Raw genomic sequence first — 17,384 nt, 5'->3', positions numbered from 1 at the left:
GCCGGTGCGGTTACTTCCGGTCCTGCTGAAGGGTGGCCCACAGACCGTAGCCGTGCATGGCCTGCACGTCGCGCTCCATCTCCTCGCGCGTCCCACTGGAGACCACGGCGCGGCCCTTGTGGTGGACGTCGAGCATGAGCTTGTTGGCCTTGTCCTTGGAGTAGCCGAAGTACGTCTGGAAGACATACGTCACATAGCTCATGAGGTTGACCGGGTCGTTGTGGACGATCGTCACCCAGGGGACGTCCGGCTCGGGTACGGCGAACACCTCCTCCGCCGACTCGGTCTTTTCGATCTCTAGGGGTGCGGGAGCCGTCACACGCCCCATGCTGCCACCAGAGGGGGGCACCCGCACAAACGGACCCACAAATCGTCAGAGTGACGAGATGGGAGTACGATCCCTTGCCATGAACACAGCGGACCTTGGGCTGCCGGTGGACGTTCCCTCGACGGCGCTCTTCACGGACCAGTACGAGCTGACGATGTTGCAGGCCGCCCTGGCGGGCGGAACCGCCGAGCGGCGCTCGGTCTTCGAGGTCTTCACCCGGCGGCTGCCCGAGGGGCGGCGCTACGGGGTCGTGGCCGGAACCGGGCGAGTCCTCGACGCGGTCGAGAACTTCCGCTTCGACGCGGGGGTGCTCGGCTTCCTGCGCGCGAACGGGATCGTGGACGAGCCGACCCTGGAGTGGCTGGCCACGTACCGCTTCACCGGGGACATCTGGGGCTACCCCGAGGGCGAGGTGTACTTCCCGGGCTCGCCGGTCCTGCAGGTCGAGGGGTCCTTCGCGGAGTGCGTGCTCCTGGAGACCGTGATCCTGTCGATCCTCAACCACGACTCGGCGATCGCGGCGGCCGCGTCCCGGATGTCCTCGGCGGCGGGCGAGCGGCCCCTGATCGAGATGGGCGCCCGGCGCACCCACGAGCTGGCCGCGGTGGCCGCCGCGCGGGCCGCGTACGTCGGCGGCTTCACGACCACCTCCGACCTCGCCGCGGGCTTCCGCTACGGCATTCCCACCGTCGGCACCAGCGCCCACGCCTTCACGCTGCTGCACGACCGGGAGCGGGACGCCTTCCAGGCCCAGGTGACCTCGCTCGGCCGGGGCACGACGCTGCTGGTGGACACGTACGACGTGGCCGAGGCCGTCCGTACGGCGGTCGAGGTCGCCGGACCCGAGCTCGGCGCCGTGCGCATCGACTCCGGTGACCTGCTGCTGGTCGCGCACCGGGTGCGCCAGCAGCTGGACGAGCTGGGCGCAACCGGCACGAAGATCATCGTCACCTCCGACCTGGACGAGTACGCCATCGCCTCGCTGGCGGCGTCGCCGGTGGACGCGTACGGCGTCGGCACCCAGTTGGTGACGGGATCCGGCCACCCGACGTGCTCGATGGTCTACAAACTGGTCGCCCGCGCCACGTCGGCGGACCCGAAGGCTCCGCTGGAGCCGGTGGCCAAGAAGTCGTCCGGCGGCAAGACGTCCATCGGCGGCCGCAAGTGGGCCGCGCGGCGGCTGGACGAGCAGGGGGTCGCCGAGGCCGAGGTGATCGGCACGGGCCCGGTGCCGGCCGAGCTCGCCGACCGTCAGCTACTGGTCGAGCTGGTCAAGGGCGGCCAGGTCGTCGCCCGGGAGCCGCTGGACGCCGTCCGTGAGCGGCACGCGGCCGCCCGCGCGAACCTCCCGCTGTCGGCCGCACAGCTCTCCCGCGGGGAGCCGGTCATCCCGACGCAGTACGTCTGACGCGGGCCCGCCGGGGCACCGTCCCGGCGGCGCCCAACGGGGCACAACCGGGGCGCCCCACGGGTCCCGGCCGCGCGCCAGGCATGAACGACCGGTGAGCGGGAATGCAACGGCAGCGTGCCCGAGCATCGCGCGGAAGCCGCCTGCCCCCTCCCCGCGGGCACGTGAAGTCTCTAGGCTCGGTGTTTCAACGGCCGGGCCGCACCTCACCGACCTCTCGCCGAGCCGAAGGACACCGACCATGCGCCGCGCCTTGATCGTCGTAGATGTGCAGAACGACTTCTGCGAGGGTGGCAGCCTCGCGGTGGCCGGGGGTGCCGACGTGGCCGCCGCGATCACCGAGCTGATCGGCCAGGCGCCCGCCGGCTACCGCCATGTCGTCGCCACCCGTGACCTCCACATCGCCCCCGGCGGTCACTTCGCCGACAACCCGGACTACGTCCACTCCTGGCCCGCGCACTGCGTGGCCGGCACCGAGGGCGTCGGCTTCCATCCGAACTTCGCCCCGGCCGTCGCCTCCGGCGCCATCGACGCCGTCTTCGACAAGGGTGCCTACGCTGCCGCGTACAGCGGCTTCGAGGGCGCCGACGAGAACGGCGTCACGCTCGGCGACTGGCTGAAGGCCCGCGAGATCGACGAGGTCGACATCGTCGGCATCGCCACCGATCACTGCGTACGGGCCACCGCGCTGGACGCCGTGCGGGAGGGCTTCCGTACGCAGGTGCTCCTCGACCTCACCGCCGGGGTGGCCGAGGAGAGCACGGAGCGGACCCTGGAGGAGCTGCGGGAGGCGGGCGTGGACCTGTCCGGCAAGCCGGTCGTCTGAACAGGCCGGCGGACGGGCCGGTGTACGGCCCGTCCGGGGCCCGGTCAGGTCCTGATGCCCCCGAGGTTGATCCCGTCGCAGCTCCGCTCGATGAACTCGCCGACCCGTACGGTGGCCTGCCGGAACCGGTCCTGCTCCGCCTCGCTCGGATGCTCGTACCAGGAGATCAGCCGGTTGAACTCGCCCGCGATGTCGTCCGGGGCCAGCTCGCCCAGGTCCTCGAGGAGATGAGCACGGCGGTGCGCCGACAATTCCGCGGACTTCGAGAAATCGAGCGGCTCTGCCTCCTCGCAGAATTTCGGCTGCTCCTTTGAATTCCGGAAAGACTCGGCATCGGGGCCATTGTCACCCGACCGCAGCGCGTACACTCCGGCGAACGAAACGACCGCCACCGCGATATAGCAGATGATGCGCCAGAATTTCCCCATCACGTCCCCGCCTTGATCGCGTTGAGGTCGTGCTGGTCATAATACTGGGGCCAGATTTCCACCCGCATGCATGAATTGTTGTCCGTGTCATTGCTCTTGCCGCGGTGGCCGAGGTCGGCGGTGTGCCCGAATTCATGGCAGCCGAGGCTGCGCCACTGACTGGCGGTCTTGTACTGGTAGGTGTTGAAACGCACCCGGATGATGTCGCAGGACGTCATGAACACGTTCCAGTCGGTGCAGTCGGTCCGGCCGTGCCAGCCGCTGTCCCCGTAGTTGCCGTCGTAGACCTCGATGTCACCGCCGCCCCAGGACGTGGTGACGACGCTGCGCTCCAGCTGGCTCTTGCCGTGGTTCATCGCCTTGGTGCGTCGACACGGAGCGTCACATCGCGCGCCTGATCCGTGCCGCCGCTCTCGGCGGTGCCGACCGTCCGGCCCGGAGCGGTGCTCAGTACCGTGCCCCGAATGATGACCGGAGCGGTGCCCACCAGAGCGTTGACGGTGGAGAAACTGAAATCCTCACGACCGTGCACAATGCGTTCCGGACGCGCGTCGCGGTGGGCCGATGCGCCTTGCGCCGATCCCGGCGAAGTCACGATGATCGCGGCCATAGCACCGGCCGCCGCAGCAACGGCGGCGCGCACGAAATAGCCCGTTTTCACTTGCCAAGCCCCCCACAGATTCAGAGGGGAACTTGCATTCCCCGGTGATCGACGGTCAGGCTAACAGGTAAGCGATCAGTAAGGTAGAAGTATCTGGAGAAAAAGGCCGCCGCTATCCGCGCCCCGGGCAGGCGGGCCCGTCCGTCCTGTTGGCCTCCGCCGTCATCCATTCCTCGGCGGACGCGATTTCGCTTCCGGTGAATAGCAACGGCACCTCGTCGTCGAAGCGCGAGACGCTCACCAGCACCCGGGAGCCGGTCCGATAGGCCGCGCCGTCCTCCCGCGGCACCACGAACCGCACCTCGCCGGGTCCCTTGCCGGGCTTCACGTACCGCTCGACGTCCAGCCGGACGCCGACCTTGCCCGGCCCGGCGGAGTCGGTGCCGGCCACCGTGCCCTCCACGATGAGCTTCGCGCAGGCCACGATCCCCGACTGGTCGGGCTTCTCCGCCGCCTCCTCACCCGGGGACCAGGGCGCCCATACGGCGGCGAGGACCACCACTCCGCCCACGGCCGCCGCGAGCCCGAGGACGGCCGCCAGCGCCCGCCGGCGCCGGCGGGCAGCCGTCGGCAGCGGCTGCCCGCCGGGCTCCGGGGGAAGACCGGCGGCCCCCGTCGCGGGCGCGTCGGCCGCCGTCGTCTCAGCGTCATCCTCCAGGAGTGCCCCGATGAATTTCAGGCGATCCGCCACGAGGTCCTCGGTGTCCTTGCCGCCCCAGCCGTCGTTCATCGCGCCTCCACCGCCGCCTCGTTCTCCAGACGTGCCTTCATCGCCCGGCCGGCCGCGTGCAGACGGCTCTTGACGGTGCCGACGGGCACCGCCAGGACATCGGCCATCTGCGGCACGGTGAGGTCGGCGTAGTACCGCAGGACCAGCACCTGCCGCTGGAGCGCCGGCAGCGCGTCCAAGACCTCGGCGACAGCGAGGGTGAGCAGCTCCGTCTCCGGGCCGGGCACGGTCCGGCGCCACTCGCCTGTGCTGCGCAGCCGCTCGCTGACCAGCTCCTGCCGGTTGCGGCTGCGGTGCCAGTCGACCGCGTGGTTCGAGGCGACCACGACCGCCCAGGCGGCCAGGTCCCGGGGTGCCTCAGCACCTTTGGACAGCCGCTCGATCAGCCGGAGCCGCACCTGCTGCACTCCGTCGGCGCGGTCCTCGCGCGGCACCCCGCCCAGCGCCAGGACCGCCGTCACACGACGCACCTGAGCGGGGCTGAGCAGGTCTTCGTCCTCCGCCGGCACGGTCCCCCCAAGCCATCTCGACGACACCATCGCTACTGAGACGGCGGAGGGACCCGAAACGTTCGGTACCGGCAGGAGTTTCCTGGGCTGCGCCTGGGCCGCCCTGCACCCCGGCGGGCGGCGCGGGTCAGGCCGGTGCGGCCGGCTGCCGCAACAGGGCCCGGATCGGGTGCCAGAGCTCCTGGGCGAGCTCCGGGCCCGAGACACCGTTGTCAGGCGCCGTGCGCCATATCAGGCCGTCGGGATGGTGCAGGACCGCGGTGATCTCGTCCGGGGTCGGTGGCTCCGCGTTGCCGCGCAGGTAGACCGCCCGCATCCCCAGATTGCGCAGCCTGGTCAGGGCTCGGGCGCGATTCTGGGCGAGCACCAGGAAGCGCACGCTGCCGCCGCCCGGACCCGACGGGCTGGGCAGATTCAGCGCCACCACCACGCTGCCGTTGGGCAGCTTGCAGAAACCTCCTGCGGCCATGCAGTCACACCCCCGTGAGAACCGGTGTCAATAAGAGAACCACAGGAGGCACCTAAACACGATCGGCCGCGACCCGCCAGGGGGCCGCGGCCGATCACGCTCTGACCTGCGAAAACGTCAGTTACTTCGTCGAGCGGCCCACCTGGACCGTGATCGTCGAGCCATCCTTCGGCTCCTTCACGATCTTGATCTTGGTGTTGGTGTCAGTGACCTTGACACTGCCGGTCGGGTTCGCCGGGTCGTGGTACGAGCCCTTGCGGTCGTCGAAGACCGAGACGCCCTTCTTGGACTTGATCTTCAGCTTGACGTCCGCGTTGTGGAGCGTGAACGCGTCGGTCGCGTACGTGCTGAAGGTCGAGTCGAAGGTCTGGATCTTGTTGCGCAGCAGCGTGCCGTTGGCCCACTTCAGTGCCTTGGCGTGCGCGTCGACCGGCAGGATCAGACCCGCGCCGGGGTGGGCGCTGGTGTTGTCGTCCGCCTGCGAGGTGTCCCACTTCCAGATCAACAGACCGTTCTGGTACGGGTAGTGCTCGACCCAGTCCGGACGCGTCGTCGAGAAGCCGAAGTTGTACGGGCCGACCTTGAGGGTCTTGTCGTACGACACGTACTGGCGGTTCTCCGCGATGTAGTACTGCGCGTAGTCCTTGGTGAAGGAGGCGCCGATGCGGGAGAAGCCGGTGGCGGTCCACGCGGCGTCCGCGCTCTCCGCGTTGTCGGAGAACAGCGGCGAACCGTCGGCCGACACGGAGATCTCGTCGGCCGCGAAGCCCTTCAGCGCCTTTCCGCCGTCCGTCTGGTAGCGGAAGCGCAGAGCGATCTTCTTGCCGGCGTAGGCGTCGAGCGGGAAGGCCAGCTTCTTGTACGCGGCCGAACTGCCGGTCAGCGCGGGCTTGTCGCTGCCGTCGCGCGGGAGGGCGGCGCCGTCGGCCGTGCCGTCCAGGGCGGTCCAGTTGGAGCCACCGTCGGTGGACACCTCGGTGTAGAGATAGTCGTAGCCACCCTCGATGTCCCACCAGCCGTCGAGGGTGAGGGTGGCCTTCGACTTGCCGGTGAGGTCGACCGGACGCGTCAGCGTGTTCTTCAGGTTGTCACCGCTGCCGCTCCACCACTGGGTGGCGCCCTGAGCCGGGGCGACGACCTCGGTGGTGACCGCCTTGTCGGGCAGCGAGACCACCAGCGCCTGCTTGTTCTTGGTGTTGTACTCGGCCACGCCCAGCTTGTGCTGCGACTTCGTCGCGGCCTTCGCCTTGGCGTAGTTGAGCCAGCCCAGCTGCAGCTTGTCCCAGGCGTTCATGTCGCCGGGGAGGTCACCGATGGCCTCCTTGCCGGTGCCGAGCCAGGAGCCGGCCGACATCAGCGTCCAGAAGCCGGTGCCGTTCTCGCCGCCGCCGGAGGTGTCGTACTCGTCCGGCAGGCCCAGGTCGTGGCCGTACTCGTGGGCGAAGACGCCGAGTCCGCCGTTCTCCGGCTGGATGGTGTAGTCGCCGACCCAGATGCCGGTGTCGCCGATCTGCGCGCCGCCCAGCTTGTTGCCCGTCGGGCCGGTCGCGCCCGCGTCGGTGCCGAACGCGTACCAGCGGTGGGCCCAGATCGCGTCCTCGCCCTGGACGCCGCCACCCGCGGACTCGTCCTCACCGGCGTGCACGATCTGGAAGTGGTCGATGTAGCCGTCGGGCTCGTTGAAGTTGCCGTCGCCGTCGAAGTCGTAGCGGTCCCACTGGTCGTACTGGGCGAGGTCCGCCTTGATGTCGGCGTCGGACTTGCCGGCCGCCTGCTGCTGGGCGACCCAGGCGGTGACGCCGTCGCTGACGACGTTCCACACGCTGGCGCAGTTCGTTTCGCCGCAGGCGTTGTTGCCGTAACGGGCCTCGTTGTAGGGGACCTTGACCCAGTCCGTGACCTCGCCGGCCACCGAGTAGCGGCCCGAGGACTGCTTCTCGTAGTACTTCTTCAGCGACTCGGTCTTCTTGCCGGTGCCGAAGTAGAGGTCCTGGAAGTGCTTCTGGTTGTAGTCCGCCTGCCAGGCCGTGCTGTTGTCCTTCGTGCGGTCCGGGGCGGCGATCTTGTTGTGCTGCGGGCCGGCGGTGCCGCCGTACTTGCTGTCGACCTGGTCACCGAACTCGACCAGGATCGTGAATATCTGGTCGGTCTTCTCCCGGCCGAGCTCCACGTACTTGCTCTTGCCGAGCTGTACGACCTGAGAGCCGTTGCGGTCCTTGACCTTGGCGTCGCCGGATATGACCTGGTTGAGGGCCTCCTGGCGCTGTGCGTCCTGCGTCTTGCTCAGCGGGCCGTCGAGGTCGTGTTCGACGTTGCTCTTGGCCGGCTGCGGATCGTGGCGGTCCACGCTCGCCGACGACGGTGCGTCATCGGCCTGGGCCACGGCGAACGTCGAGAACGTGGCGGTGGCCGCCGCGAGGGCGACGCCCACCGCGGCCGCTCTGAACGTCCAGGGTCTGCTGGTCACTTGATGTTCCTCCCCCGCGCCCGTGCACGCGGAAGAGGAGGGAGTCCTGGTATTCGGGGGTCCGCGCGCCGTATACGCGATTCAAGTGACGACATTCGACCGGAGTTATGAAAGAAAAGACAGACCTTGACTTGAACAGGCCAAGTGCACTATGCGAAGCGATCGTTCGCTATACGGACGGTCCACAGGTCCGCAACGGGCGCGCCACTGTGTCCAGTTGGTGGACTGCATGACTCCGTGCGCCCCCTGTGCACCGGCACCGTGGGTAAGGTCACGCTTACTAGTCGTTCCAGTCGGGCATGCAGCGGAATAGAGTCGGTTGGCGGAGCGTCGGAATGTCGGCGGAATGCCAAGTCGACACCGTTGTCTCACCCCCCTTTCTTCATCCGCACCTCCCCCGTCGCGAGAGGCACCCGGGGGGAGACCCCACCCGAGGACACGATTGCCATGCCTCGTCCGACTGCCAGGCCACGTCTGATGACCGCAACGTCTCGTCCGACCGCCGCACAGCTCGTCTACGGCTCCTGCACCGTGATCTTCTCCACCCTCGCCATGCTGCTGCTGTCACAGACGAGTTCCGGCCTGGCCATCGCGGTGATCGCGCTCTGCGCGCTCGTCCTCGGGCTGCTCGTGGCCCTGACCGTTCCGCTGCCGAAGACCGCGCCGCCCGCCGTGGCGGAGCCGGTGGTGACTCAGGCCGTGGTGACGGAGCGGGTGCCGGTGCAGCGGGCCACGGCATCCGTCGGTTCCGCCGAGCACGTACGCGAACCGGCGGGCCCGTGAACCACGGATCCGCCGGCCCCTGTCGCACCGGCTCGCCGTAGGGCCGGTGCCGACGTCCCGCTTCGACCGGTGCTGGTCCTTGCCGCTCGGCCGGCGCTGACCTTCGCCGGTCTCAACCGGTGCTGACCACCACCGTCTTGGCCGCCTTGTCGTGAAGGCCCTGCTTGTAGGGCTTGTCGAAGAAGCTCCAGCCGCCCGCGATCGCGGTCCAGACACAGGCGCAGCAGAAGGCGAACGGGATCCACAGCACACACGCCCGCACCAGCGAGGTCTGCACGGACGGCGTCGCGCCGTTGTCCAGGTTGGCCACGCGCAGATGGAACAGCTTCTTGCCCAGCGTCTGGCCCGTCCTGCTGGTCATGAAGGTGTCGTACGCGATGTAGAGGACCGCGGCGAGGAGTTCCTGTCCGAAGGACTTGCCGAACTCCAGCTTGTCCGAGTCGACCGTGTACTGGCCGAACCCGAAACCCCAGGTCAGCAGCCAGACGACGACTCCGACGAGGATCATGTCGATGATCCGCGCGAGCACCCGCTTGCCGCTGTCGGCGAGCGGGGCCATGCCGCTGAGAGGGTCGTTGCCGCCGTAGGGGCCACCACCGGGACCGCCGCCGTACGGATCACCTCCCCCGCCGTAGGGGTCACCGCCGCCTCCGTACGGGCCGCCACCGCTCCCGTACGGGTCACCGCTCGGGGGCCGGCCGCCGGGCTGGTCGCCGAAGGGCGGCGGGGCGTCGTACGGAGAGCCGCCGCCCTCGGCGGGCGGCGGCTGCTTCTTGAACGGGTCGTCGTCCGGGGACTGACCGGAGCCGGGGGGCGGCGGTTCGGTGCTCATGGCCCGAGTCGACCGCGAACACCCCGGCTCCGCATCCGGCACGGGTCCGTCCGGGCTACCCGCCGGACCGGCGGGCAGCCCTCTCAGGCGGCCACGAAGGTGTGGGCCGCCTTGTCGTGCCAGCACTGGCGCCACGGGCGGTCGAACAGGCACCACAGGACGCCGACCACGCCGATGGCGAGGACGCCCGGGATGCTGTAGACGAGCCAGCGGCGCAGGGCCCGGCCGAAGGTCGGCGGCTCGGCGCCCTCGATGTCGCGCACCTGGATGCCGCAGAGCTTCTTGCCCAGCGTGCGGCCCCACTTGGCGGTGGGCAGCGCCTCGTAGAGGACGCCGAAGACAAGCAGGACGGCGAGGATGACGCCGACATAGGCGGTGGTCGTGCCGTCCAGCAGCCAGACGGTGACGGTCTCGCCGGACAGCTTCGCCGCGTCGATCTTCTCGTTGACGTGGTCGATCGCCCTGGTGCCCAGCGGCACCGCGGCCACGGCGGTGACACCGGCCAGGACGACGGTGTCCACCAGCCGTGCGGCCAGCCGCTTGCCGAGCGCGGCGGGCCTGACCGCCGCCTGGGCCCGCGCGGCCGCCTGGAACACGTCGTCGACGGGCGGCTTCCAGGGCGCGACGGGCTGCCCCTCGCCGCCGGCCCCCGCGAGGCGGTGCACCTGCTGCGCCCAGGACGGCTGACCGCCGCCGGCGCCGGGACTCATCGGGCCGCCGGCCTGCTGGGCAGCCGTCGGCGGCGTCTGCTGGGGAACGGGCGCGGGTGTCACCCGAGGGCCGGCCGGCGCCGGGGACGCGGCGGCCGCTCCCGTGCCCCCGCTCTGCGCCCCGCCCTGCTGCTCCGTGCGCGGGGACGGCGCGCGGAACGCCGAGTTGCCCCCGGCGGCGAGAGGGGCACGGGTGCCGGGGACGCCGGGAGTGTTCTCGGCCGCGGGTCCGGCGGCGGACGGCGCGGGCGAGCTCCCCGAACCGGCCGTGGGTCCGGCGGCGGACGGCGCGTGCGTGCTCCCCGAACCGCCCGTGGGACGACGGAAGACCACCGTGCCGCCCGAGGCCGGCGGCTGCGGGGAGCGCGGGTCGGATGCGGCCGGGGGAATCGTCGCCGTGCCGTCCGTACGCGCTGACCTGCCGTCGGGCTGGACGACCGCGTCGCCCGGTTCCGCCGCGTGCGGGACGCGCGGGTCGGCACCCCGGTCCGCGCCCCAGGAGACCCGGCGGTCCTGTTCGCCGCCGAAGCCCGTCTGCCGGGACCGGTCGGCGCCCCAGGCGGACGCCGGCTCGGGCCGGCTGCCGTGCTGGGCCTCCGCCGGGCTGACCCGCTGCGGCTCCGCGGCGGACCCGGGGTCCTCGTCGAAGAAGTGCGGGCCCGTCTCCTCCGCCGGAGCCGGACTCGGCGCGGGCACGGACGCGGACGCGGGGCGCCCACCGGGCGGCGGCGCGAGGGGCACGCCGTCGTTCGGGGCCGGGCGGCTCGTGCCCGGCACCCACGCGGTGCCGTTCCAGTACCGGACATATCCAGGAATGGAGGGGTCCGGGTAATACCCTTCGCGGGGCCTGTCGTCACCGGGGGCCGGGGTTGGGGCGCTCATGTCCGTCGTCCCGTATCTGCTCGGGGGTCTTTTGGGGGCTCCACATCTATCAGACCGGCGCGCGCGTCACTGGCGCTCCCGCCGTACCCACCCCTTTCGGGCAAGGATCCGCCACCTCGCGCGCCCCCGGGCCGGCCGGTGTGCACCACGGCGGCGGCAGCCGGGACGGCCCGGATCAAGCCGGCGGAAGCCGAACGGAAAAAATCTCTCCGGACCCGCGTAATGATTCCGGCCTCCCGCGCTCTCCACTCGTACGGGCCCGCCCTCAGGGCCCCGTACCCGGAAAGGAAGTGCCCGACATGCACACCGTGGTGGAACGCGAGCTGGAGCTCAAACTCGTCCTGTCGCCGGAGCGGAGCATCCCGGTCCCGGCCCGGCTGATGTACCGCACCGATGATCCGTACGCCGTTCACATCACCTTCCACGTCGGCTCCGACCATCCCGTCGCCTGGACCTTCGCCCGCGAGCTGCTGGTCGAGGGGGTGTTCCGGGCGTGCGGACACGGTGATGTGCGGGTGTGGCCGACGAAGGTCGCGGGCCGCAGTGTCGTTCTGATGGCACTGAGTTCACCCGACGGCGACGCGCTGCTCGAAGCGCCCGCCGCGCAGGTGTCCGCCTGGCTGGAACGCACCCTGCGGGCGGTCCCCCCGGGCTCTGAGGCCGAGCAGCTCGGTATCGACGACGGCCTCGCCGAGCTGCTCGCTCCCACACCGGGCTGTCCCGACGAGCTGTGGCTGCGCGACCCGTGGCCGTCGGACGAGTCGAAGGACGGGGAGTGATCCGGTGTCCCCGTCATCCGCGGCCCCTACAGGACCTTCCCCGGGTTCAGGATGCCCAGGGGGTCGAAGGCGGCCTTGATACCGCGCTGGATCTCCACCCCCACCGGGCCGATCTCGCGCGCCAGCCACTCCTTCTTCAGGACGCCCACGCCGTGCTCGCCGGTGATCGTGCCGCCGAGCTCCAGACCGAGGGCCATGATCTCGTCGAAGGACTCGCGGGCGCGCCGGGACTCGTCCGGGTCGTCCGCGTCGAAGCAGACGGTGGGATGGGTGTTGCCGTCGCCGGCGTGGGCGCAGACGCCGATGGTGAGGGCGTACTTCTCGGCGATGCCCTCGATGCCCTCCAGCATCTCGCCGAGCCGGGAGCGCGGCACGCAGACGTCGTCGATCATCGTCGTGCCCTTGACGGCTTCGAGCGCGGTGAGCGACAACCGCCGTGCCTGGAGCAGGAGTTCGGATTCCGCCGCGTCCTCGGCCGGCACCACCTGGGTGGCACCCGCAGCCTCGCACAGGGCGCCCACCGCGGCGAGGTCGGCCGCCGGGTCGTGGGTGTCGAAGGCGGCCAGCAGCAGCGCCTCGGTGGTCTCCGGGAGGCCCATCCGGGCCAGCGAGTTGACCGCCTTCACCGTCGTACGGTCCATCAGCTCCAGCAGGGACGGGACGTGCCCGCCCTCCATGATCCGGCACACGGCGTCGCAGGCGGCGCTCGCCGACGCGAACTCGGCGGCCAGCACGAGCTGTTGGGGCGGCTGCGGCTTCAGGGCCAGCACCGCGCGGACGACGATGCCGAGGGAGCCCTCGGAGCCGACGAAGAGGCGGGTGAGGTCGTACCCGGCGACGCCCTTCGCCGTACGGCGGCCGGTGCTCATCAGGCGTCCGTCGGCGAGGACGACGTCCAGGCCGAGGACGTACTCGGCCGTCACCCCGTACTTCACACAGCACAGGCCGCCGGAGGCCGTACCGATGTTGCCGCCGATGGTGCACATCTCCCAGCTGGAGGGGTCCGGCGGGTAGGAGAGGCCGTGCTCGCCCACCGCGCGGGAGAGCGTGGCGTTGATGACGCCGGGCTCGACGACGGCGATGCGGTCGACGGGGTTGATCTCGATGATCCGGTCCATCTTCACCAGGGACAGCACGATGCAGCCGTCGGAGGCGTTCGCGGCGCCCGACAGACCGGTGCGGGCGCCCTGGGGGACGACCGGGAGGCGCAGCGCGGTCGCGGTGCGCATGACGTGCTGGACCTGTTCGGCGGTGCGCGGCAGGACGACGACGGCCGGTGTGCCGGCCTCGCAGAAGCTCGCCATGTCGTTCGCGTAGGAGGCCGTGACGTCCGGGTCGGTGAGGACGGCCTCGGCCGGCAGGCCCGCCAGCAGAAGGTCGACGAGGTTCCCCGTGACGTCCTCGCGCGGGGCTTCGATACGGCTCATGATCACAGCCTCGCACTCGGGGCCATCGGTGTGAACCCCGTCTACGGCACCCTTCGCGTGCCGGGATGTGGTCTTCGTATTGACGCACAGTGAGCGGCATGGAGATCCAACCGCGACAGCTGTCTCTGGCCGGCCCGCGCCGCTCCCCCGTCCTCAAGCGCGCGCTGATCGGCGCGGTCGCGGGCTGTGCGGTGCTCGGCGGGGTGCTGGTGCTGCTGCCTCCCGACCGGCACCGGACGGCGCCTCCGGCGCCGGGTCCGGTGGCCCGGGCGGTGACGGCGGTGGGCGCCGGGGTGCCCGTGGCGCTACCCGATCTCGCGGCGCTCATCGGCGATCACGAGGCGCATCTGCGGGCCCATCCGGGTGACGGGCAGGCGTGGGCGGTGCTCGGTGCCGCGTACGTCGAACAGGGACGGCGGACGGCCACGCCCGCGTACTACCCGCGGGCCGAGAAGGCGTTGCGCACCTCGCTGGAGGCCGGCCCGAAGAGCAACGTGGACGCGCTGAACGGGCTGGCCGCGCTGGCCAACGCGCGCGGTGACTTCCCGGCGGCGAAGAAGTGGGGCGAGACGGCGGTCGCCCGGGCGCCGAAGCGGTGGACGGCGTATCCGCAGCTGATCGAGGCGTACGACGCGCTGGGTGACTACAAGGCCACCCGCAGGACGCTCGACAAGCTCCTCGAACTGCGGTCCGGGCCGACGGTCATGGCGCGGGCCGCCCAGGTGTACTGGGACCGCGGCTGGCGCGAGGACGCGGCGGCCGCCCTCGCCGACGCGGCCGCGGGCGCGACGACGCCCGCCGAGCAGGCGGCCTGGCTGTCCCGGGCGGGCGACTTCGCCTGGGAGCGCGGCGAGCCGGAGGACGCGCTGCGCCAGTACGCGGCCGCGCTGGTCACCGACCCCGACGAGCACTCCGCCGTCGCCGGGCAGGGGCGGGCGCTGGCCGCGCTGGGCCGTACCTCGGAGGCGCTGCGGGCGTACCAGACCGCGCTCACCAAGCAGCCGTCTCCGCAGTACGCCCTGGAGCTGGGCGAGTTGTACGAGTCGCTGGGGCTCGCCGGGGCCGCCCAGGTGCAGTACGACCTGCTGCGGACGCGGGTGCAGCAGGAGGAGGCGGGCGGTGTGCACGACGAACTGGTGCTCGGGCTCTTCGAGGCCGACCACGGGGACGCGGAGTCGGCCGTGCGCCGGCTGCGCGAGGAGTGGAAGCGGCGGCCCGGCATCGCCGTCGCGGACGCGCTGGGCTGGGCGCTGCACCGGGCCGGGGAGAACCAGGAAGCGGTGAAGTTCGCGACGAAGGCCATGGACAAGGAGCACGGGGGCGGGGTGCGCAACGCGTTGTACGCCTACCACCGCGGAGAGATCGAACGCGATCTGGAGTGGTTCGGGCCGGCCCGCCGCCATCTCGCGGAGGCGCTCCGTATCAACCCGTACTTCTCCCCGCTCCTCGTCCCGTCGGCGAAGGAGGCCCTGGCGGCGCTGGGCGAGCCCCCGGCGGAGGGGCTGCCCGAGGAGACGGCGGAGACTCCGGCGGCGTCCGCGCCGGAGCCGGTCGCGGCGGCGCCGGCCGCGCCCCGGCCGCCCCGCTCCCCGTCGGCGCCCGCTCCACGGCGCTCGGGGACGCGCTGACCCCGGGGGCCCGGGCGGTCAGACGGCCGCCGTGCCGATCAGTGCGTTGCGCGTGACCAGTCCGGTCAGTTCCGCCTCTCCGAGGGAGTCCGTGTCCGCGGGGCGGCGGGGCAGGACCATGTAGCGGGTCTCCGCGCTGGAGTCCCAGACCGTGATCTCCGTGCCGGCGGGAAGGGCGAGGCCGAACTCGGCCAGCACGGTGCGGGGTTCGCGGACGACGCGGGAGCGGTAGGACTCGGACTTGTACCAGCTCGGGGACGGGCCGAGGAGGCGCAGCGGGTAGCAGGAGCACAGGGTGCAGACGATGACATTGTGCACCGACTCCGTGTTCTCGACGACGCGCAGGCGCTGGAACGAGCCCTCCATGAGGCCGAGTTCCTGCACCGCCGCCGTACCGTCCGCGAGCAGCCGGGACCGGTACGCCGGGTCCACCCAGGCGCGGGCCACCACGCGCGCCCCGTTCGCCGGCGACGCGGCCGCCATGAACGCGTCGATCACCTCGTCCAGCGCACCGCCCGAGAGCACGCCCTTCTCCTCCAGGAGGGTCTCCAGGCGCCGTACCCGCCGGGAGATCAGCGCGTCGTCGTGGTGGTCACCGCTCATGGCCCGGGTCCTCTGCGTTGTCTGGGTGCGCTGGGTCGTCTGGGTCGTCTGGGTCGTCTGCGTCGTCTGCGTCGTCTGCCAAGTAGCTTTCCCACAGGTCCAGTACGACGTGGTGGTCGCCCGTGCCCCACAGGTCGCGGGCCGCGAACCGGACCGCGTACACCTGCTCGACGGGTGCGTCGTCGTGCCCGGCCGCGCTGACGTCCGCGAGGGCGGCGCGGCCCTCCGGCTCGACCACGACACCGTGCTTTCCGCGCGCGTAACGCGGCAGCCGGGTGTGGTGCGGCGGGTCGTGGCGGTACGTCCGCACGTGCGCGCCCGGCGCGAAGCGGTCAGCCATGCGAGGCGCCGTCCGACGCGAGGTCCAGCTCGCCGGGAGCGAGGACGCCCTTGCGCTGCAGGAGCGTGCAGATCGCGTGGAACCAGCGCTCGTAGTACGAGGCCGCGAGGTACTCCGCCGGTGGCATCGACTCGATGGCGTCACGGAACTCGTCCGTGTTGAACAGCCCTTGCCCGCGCAGGGCGTTGAAGAGTCCGACGACCCGCGCCTCCCAGTCGGCCCGGAAGGGCTCGGTGTCGTCGGTGGTGTCGACGGCACCGAACCCCTGCATGCCGCCCACGTCGTTGATCCTGGCCATGGGGTCAGATTACGACGCGGCCGGCCGGCTGCGCGGGGCGTTACAGGTTGCCGCGCTTCTCCTGCTCCCGCTCGATCGCCTCGAAGAGGGCCTTGAAGTTGCCCTTGCCGAAGCCCATCGAGCCATGGCGTTCGATGATCTCGAAGAAGACGGTCGGCCGGTCCTGGACCGGCTTGGTGAAGATCTGCAGCAGATAGCCGTCCTCGTCGCGGTCGACGAGGATCTTCAGCTCGCGCAGGGTGTCGACCGGGACGCGGGTCTCGCCGGCCCACTCGCCGAGCGTGTCGTAGTACGAGTCCGGCGTGTCCAGGAACTGGACTCCCCCGGCGCGCATGGTGCGTACCGTCTCGACGATGTCGTTCGAGTTCAGCGCGATGTGCTGGACACCCGCGCCGCCGTAGAACTCCAGGTACTCGTCGATCTGGGACTTCTTCTTGGCGATGGCGGGTTCGTTGATCGGGAACTTGACCTTCAGCGTCCCGTCGGCGACGACCTTCGACATCAGCGCCGAGTACTCGGTCGCGATGTCGTCGCCCACGAACTCCTTCATGTTCGTGAAGCCCATGACCTTGTTGTAGAACCCGACCCACTCGTTCATCCGGCCGAGTTCGACGTTGCCGACGCAGTGGTCGACGGCCTGGAAGGTGCGGCGGGCCGGCGGCTCGACCATCGGGGCGGCGGCCGCGTAACCCGGCAGATAGGGGCCGTCGTAGCCGGAGCGGTCGACCAGCGTGTGGCGGGTCTTGCCGTAGGTGGCGATCGCGGCGAGGACGACCGTGCCGTGCTCGTCCTTGACCTCGTACGGCTCGGCGAGCGAGGTGGCGCCGTGCTCGACGGCGTACGCGTGGGCGGCGCGGGCGTCCGGGACCTCGATGGCGAGGTCGACCACTCCGTCACCGTGCTCGGCGACGTGCTCGGCGAGGAAGTGGCCCCAGGTGGTGGCGGCCTTGATGACGGAGGTGAAGACGAAACGGGCCGAACCGTTGGTCAGGACGTACGACGCTGTCTCCCGGCTGCCGTTCTCCGGACCGGAGTAGGCGACGAGCTGCATGCCGAAGGCGGTGGAGTAGTAGTGCGCTGCCTGCTTGGCGTTGCCGACGGCGAAGACGACCGCGTCCATGCCCTTGACCGGGAAGGGGTCGGCCTCGCGCGCGGTGCTGGGGGTGTGGTGGGTGGTCTGAGTCATGGCGAAAGCGTCACCCCGTTCCGCAAGGTGCGCAATAGTTTGCGTAATCGCTGAGCAATATGCTCAATAGCAGGCCCGGAAGGTCGGGCG

20 protein-coding genes are annotated in these 17,384 nt (G+C 70.8%); 5 read left to right on the top strand and 15 right to left on the bottom strand.

What is annotated here, in order from left to right:
- Positions 1-10: 10 nt before the first annotated feature.
- The gene (clpS, locus tag ACFVYF_RS26165; RefSeq protein WP_383285061.1) at positions 11-328 is read right to left on the bottom strand and encodes an ATP-dependent Clp protease adapter ClpS; all 318 of its coding nucleotides are present in this window, start codon (positions 326-328) and stop codon (positions 11-13) included.
- Between the two features lie 79 nt (positions 329-407).
- Here clpS and ACFVYF_RS26160 point away from each other — a divergent pair, with 79 nt between their 5' ends.
- Entirely contained in the window at positions 408-1,736 is a 1,329-nt protein-coding gene (locus ACFVYF_RS26160) for a nicotinate phosphoribosyltransferase (protein ID WP_389459154.1), read from the top strand.
- A gap of 241 nt (positions 1,737-1,977) precedes the next feature.
- The gene (locus ACFVYF_RS26155) at positions 1,978-2,562 is read left to right on the top strand and encodes an isochorismatase family protein (protein ID WP_389459152.1); all 585 of its coding nucleotides are present in this window, start codon (positions 1,978-1,980) and stop codon (positions 2,560-2,562) included.
- A 44-nt stretch (positions 2,563-2,606) separates the two neighbouring features.
- On the opposite strand, the gene ACFVYF_RS26150 is transcribed toward ACFVYF_RS26155, so the two are convergent.
- From ACFVYF_RS26150 to ACFVYF_RS26120, 7 genes are all read right to left on the bottom strand, one after another.
- Entirely contained in the window at positions 2,607-2,990 is a 384-nt protein-coding gene (locus ACFVYF_RS26150) for a hypothetical protein (RefSeq protein ID WP_389459151.1), read from the bottom strand.
- Entirely contained in the window at positions 2,990-3,346 is a 357-nt protein-coding gene (locus ACFVYF_RS26145) for a hypothetical protein (RefSeq protein ID WP_389459150.1), read from the bottom strand. Before ACFVYF_RS26145 ends, ACFVYF_RS26150 begins: the two co-directional genes overlap by 1 nt.
- Positions 3,343-3,651: a hypothetical protein gene (locus ACFVYF_RS26140; protein WP_389459148.1), complete on the bottom strand. Its 309-nt coding sequence runs from the start codon at positions 3,649-3,651 to the stop codon at positions 3,343-3,345. The genes ACFVYF_RS26145 and ACFVYF_RS26140 overlap by 4 nt, the downstream gene beginning before the upstream one ends.
- A 112-nt stretch (positions 3,652-3,763) precedes the next feature.
- Complete coding sequence (locus tag ACFVYF_RS26135) at positions 3,764-4,381, bottom strand: hypothetical protein (RefSeq protein ID WP_389459146.1); 618 nt, start codon at positions 4,379-4,381, stop codon at positions 3,764-3,766.
- Positions 4,378-4,920, bottom strand: a complete 543-nt coding sequence (locus ACFVYF_RS26130; RefSeq protein WP_389459144.1) for an RNA polymerase sigma factor — start codon at positions 4,918-4,920, stop codon at positions 4,378-4,380. Before ACFVYF_RS26130 ends, ACFVYF_RS26135 begins: the two co-directional genes overlap by 4 nt.
- Before the next feature lie 97 nt (positions 4,921-5,017).
- Positions 5,018-5,359 carry a hypothetical protein gene (locus tag ACFVYF_RS26125; protein ID WP_389459142.1) on the bottom strand — a complete coding sequence of 114 codons (342 nt, stop codon included), beginning with the start codon at positions 5,357-5,359 and terminating at the stop codon, positions 5,018-5,020.
- A 121-nt stretch (positions 5,360-5,480) separates the two neighbouring features.
- A complete protein-coding gene (locus ACFVYF_RS26120; RefSeq protein WP_389459141.1) occupies positions 5,481-7,826 on the bottom strand; it encodes an immune inhibitor A domain-containing protein in 2,346 nt (781 codons plus the stop codon).
- 477 nt (positions 7,827-8,303) lie between these two features.
- Between ACFVYF_RS26120 and ACFVYF_RS26115 the strand changes: the two genes are divergently transcribed.
- A complete protein-coding gene (locus tag ACFVYF_RS26115; RefSeq protein ID WP_389459139.1) occupies positions 8,304-8,609 on the top strand; it encodes a hypothetical protein in 306 nt (101 codons plus the stop codon).
- 112 nt (positions 8,610-8,721) lie between these two features.
- Here ACFVYF_RS26115 and ACFVYF_RS26110 read toward each other — a convergent pair whose 3' ends face one another.
- Both ACFVYF_RS26110 and ACFVYF_RS26105 read right to left on the bottom strand, forming a co-directional pair.
- Positions 8,722-9,441, bottom strand: coding sequence for an RDD family protein (locus tag ACFVYF_RS26110; RefSeq protein ID WP_389459138.1), 720 nt, complete (start codon positions 9,439-9,441; stop codon positions 8,722-8,724).
- Between the two features lie 83 nt (positions 9,442-9,524).
- Positions 9,525-11,033, bottom strand: a complete 1,509-nt coding sequence (locus ACFVYF_RS26105) for an RDD family protein (protein WP_389459136.1) — start codon at positions 11,031-11,033, stop codon at positions 9,525-9,527.
- Positions 11,034-11,332: 299 nt separating this feature from the next.
- Between ACFVYF_RS26105 and ACFVYF_RS26100 the strand changes: the two genes are divergently transcribed.
- On the top strand, positions 11,333-11,812 hold the full coding sequence (locus ACFVYF_RS26100) for an SsgA family sporulation/cell division regulator (RefSeq protein ID WP_389459135.1): 480 nt from the start codon (positions 11,333-11,335) through the stop codon (positions 11,810-11,812).
- A gap of 26 nt (positions 11,813-11,838) precedes the next feature.
- On the opposite strand, the gene ACFVYF_RS26095 is transcribed toward ACFVYF_RS26100, so the two are convergent.
- Positions 11,839-13,245, bottom strand: a complete 1,407-nt coding sequence (locus ACFVYF_RS26095) for an FAD-binding oxidoreductase (RefSeq protein WP_389459133.1) — start codon at positions 13,243-13,245, stop codon at positions 11,839-11,841.
- A 92-nt stretch (positions 13,246-13,337) separates the two neighbouring features.
- On the opposite strand from ACFVYF_RS26095, the gene ACFVYF_RS26090 reads away from it, so the two are divergent.
- The gene (locus tag ACFVYF_RS26090) at positions 13,338-14,867 is read left to right on the top strand and encodes a tetratricopeptide repeat protein (RefSeq protein WP_389459131.1); all 1,530 of its coding nucleotides are present in this window, start codon (positions 13,338-13,340) and stop codon (positions 14,865-14,867) included.
- An 18-nt stretch (positions 14,868-14,885) separates the two neighbouring features.
- On the opposite strand, the gene nthA is transcribed toward ACFVYF_RS26090, so the two are convergent.
- From nthA to hppD, 4 genes are read right to left on the bottom strand one after another with little or no spacing between them, the layout of a single operon-like run.
- Positions 14,886-15,470 (bottom strand): nitrile hydratase subunit alpha, encoded by a 585-nt coding sequence (gene nthA, locus ACFVYF_RS26085; protein ID WP_389459129.1) that lies wholly within the window; start codon positions 15,468-15,470, stop codon positions 14,886-14,888.
- Entirely contained in the window at positions 15,460-15,810 is a 351-nt protein-coding gene (locus ACFVYF_RS26080) for an SH3-like domain-containing protein (protein ID WP_389459127.1), read from the bottom strand. Before ACFVYF_RS26080 ends, nthA begins: the two co-directional genes overlap by 11 nt.
- On the bottom strand, positions 15,803-16,108 hold the full coding sequence (locus tag ACFVYF_RS26075; RefSeq protein WP_389459126.1) for a hypothetical protein: 306 nt from the start codon (positions 16,106-16,108) through the stop codon (positions 15,803-15,805). Before ACFVYF_RS26075 ends, ACFVYF_RS26080 begins: the two co-directional genes overlap by 8 nt.
- Before the next feature lie 40 nt (positions 16,109-16,148).
- Entirely contained in the window at positions 16,149-17,294 is a 1,146-nt protein-coding gene (gene hppD / locus ACFVYF_RS26070; protein ID WP_389459124.1) for a 4-hydroxyphenylpyruvate dioxygenase, read from the bottom strand.
- Positions 17,295-17,384: the final 90 nt, after the last annotated feature.

Origin of the sequence: Streptomyces sp. NPDC058274 (assembly GCF_042881375.1) — a bacterium.
GTDB lineage: Bacteria > Actinomycetota > Actinomycetes > Streptomycetales > Streptomycetaceae > Streptomyces.
The sequence above is the reverse complement of the archived record's forward strand: the minus strand, read 5'-3'. Positions and strand labels throughout refer to the sequence as shown.

Excerpts from the sequence above, each read along its gene's own strand:
- clpS (WP_383285061.1), bottom strand. The coding sequence starts at position 328 with ATGGGGCGTGTGACGGCTCCCGCACCCCTAGAGATCGAAAAGACCGAG.
- ACFVYF_RS26160 (WP_389459154.1), top strand. The coding sequence starts at position 408 with ATGAACACAGCGGACCTTGGGCTGCCGGTGGACGTTCCCTCGACGGCG.
- ACFVYF_RS26155 (WP_389459152.1), top strand. The coding sequence starts at position 1,978 with ATGCGCCGCGCCTTGATCGTCGTAGATGTGCAGAACGACTTCTGCGAG.
- ACFVYF_RS26150 (WP_389459151.1), bottom strand. The coding sequence starts at position 2,990 with ATGGGGAAATTCTGGCGCATCATCTGCTATATCGCGGTGGCGGTCGTT.
- ACFVYF_RS26145 (WP_389459150.1), bottom strand. The coding sequence starts at position 3,346 with ATGAACCACGGCAAGAGCCAGCTGGAGCGCAGCGTCGTCACCACGTCC.
- ACFVYF_RS26135 (WP_389459146.1), bottom strand. The coding sequence starts at position 4,381 with ATGAACGACGGCTGGGGCGGCAAGGACACCGAGGACCTCGTGGCGGAT.
- ACFVYF_RS26130 (WP_389459144.1), bottom strand. The coding sequence starts at position 4,920 with ATGGTGTCGTCGAGATGGCTTGGGGGGACCGTGCCGGCGGAGGACGAA.
- ACFVYF_RS26125 (WP_389459142.1), bottom strand. The coding sequence starts at position 5,359 with ATGGCCGCAGGAGGTTTCTGCAAGCTGCCCAACGGCAGCGTGGTGGTG.
- ACFVYF_RS26115 (WP_389459139.1), top strand. The coding sequence starts at position 8,304 with ATGACCGCAACGTCTCGTCCGACCGCCGCACAGCTCGTCTACGGCTCC.
- ACFVYF_RS26110 (WP_389459138.1), bottom strand. The coding sequence starts at position 9,441 with ATGAGCACCGAACCGCCGCCCCCCGGCTCCGGTCAGTCCCCGGACGAC.
- ACFVYF_RS26105 (WP_389459136.1), bottom strand. The coding sequence starts at position 11,033 with ATGAGCGCCCCAACCCCGGCCCCCGGTGACGACAGGCCCCGCGAAGGG.
- ACFVYF_RS26100 (WP_389459135.1), top strand. The coding sequence starts at position 11,333 with ATGCACACCGTGGTGGAACGCGAGCTGGAGCTCAAACTCGTCCTGTCG.
- ACFVYF_RS26090 (WP_389459131.1), top strand. The coding sequence starts at position 13,338 with ATGGAGATCCAACCGCGACAGCTGTCTCTGGCCGGCCCGCGCCGCTCC.
- nthA (WP_389459129.1), bottom strand. The coding sequence starts at position 15,470 with ATGAGCGGTGACCACCACGACGACGCGCTGATCTCCCGGCGGGTACGG.
- ACFVYF_RS26080 (WP_389459127.1), bottom strand. The coding sequence starts at position 15,810 with ATGGCTGACCGCTTCGCGCCGGGCGCGCACGTGCGGACGTACCGCCAC.
- ACFVYF_RS26075 (WP_389459126.1), bottom strand. The coding sequence starts at position 16,108 with ATGGCCAGGATCAACGACGTGGGCGGCATGCAGGGGTTCGGTGCCGTC.
- hppD (WP_389459124.1), bottom strand. The coding sequence starts at position 17,294 with ATGACTCAGACCACCCACCACACCCCCAGCACCGCGCGCGAGGCCGAC.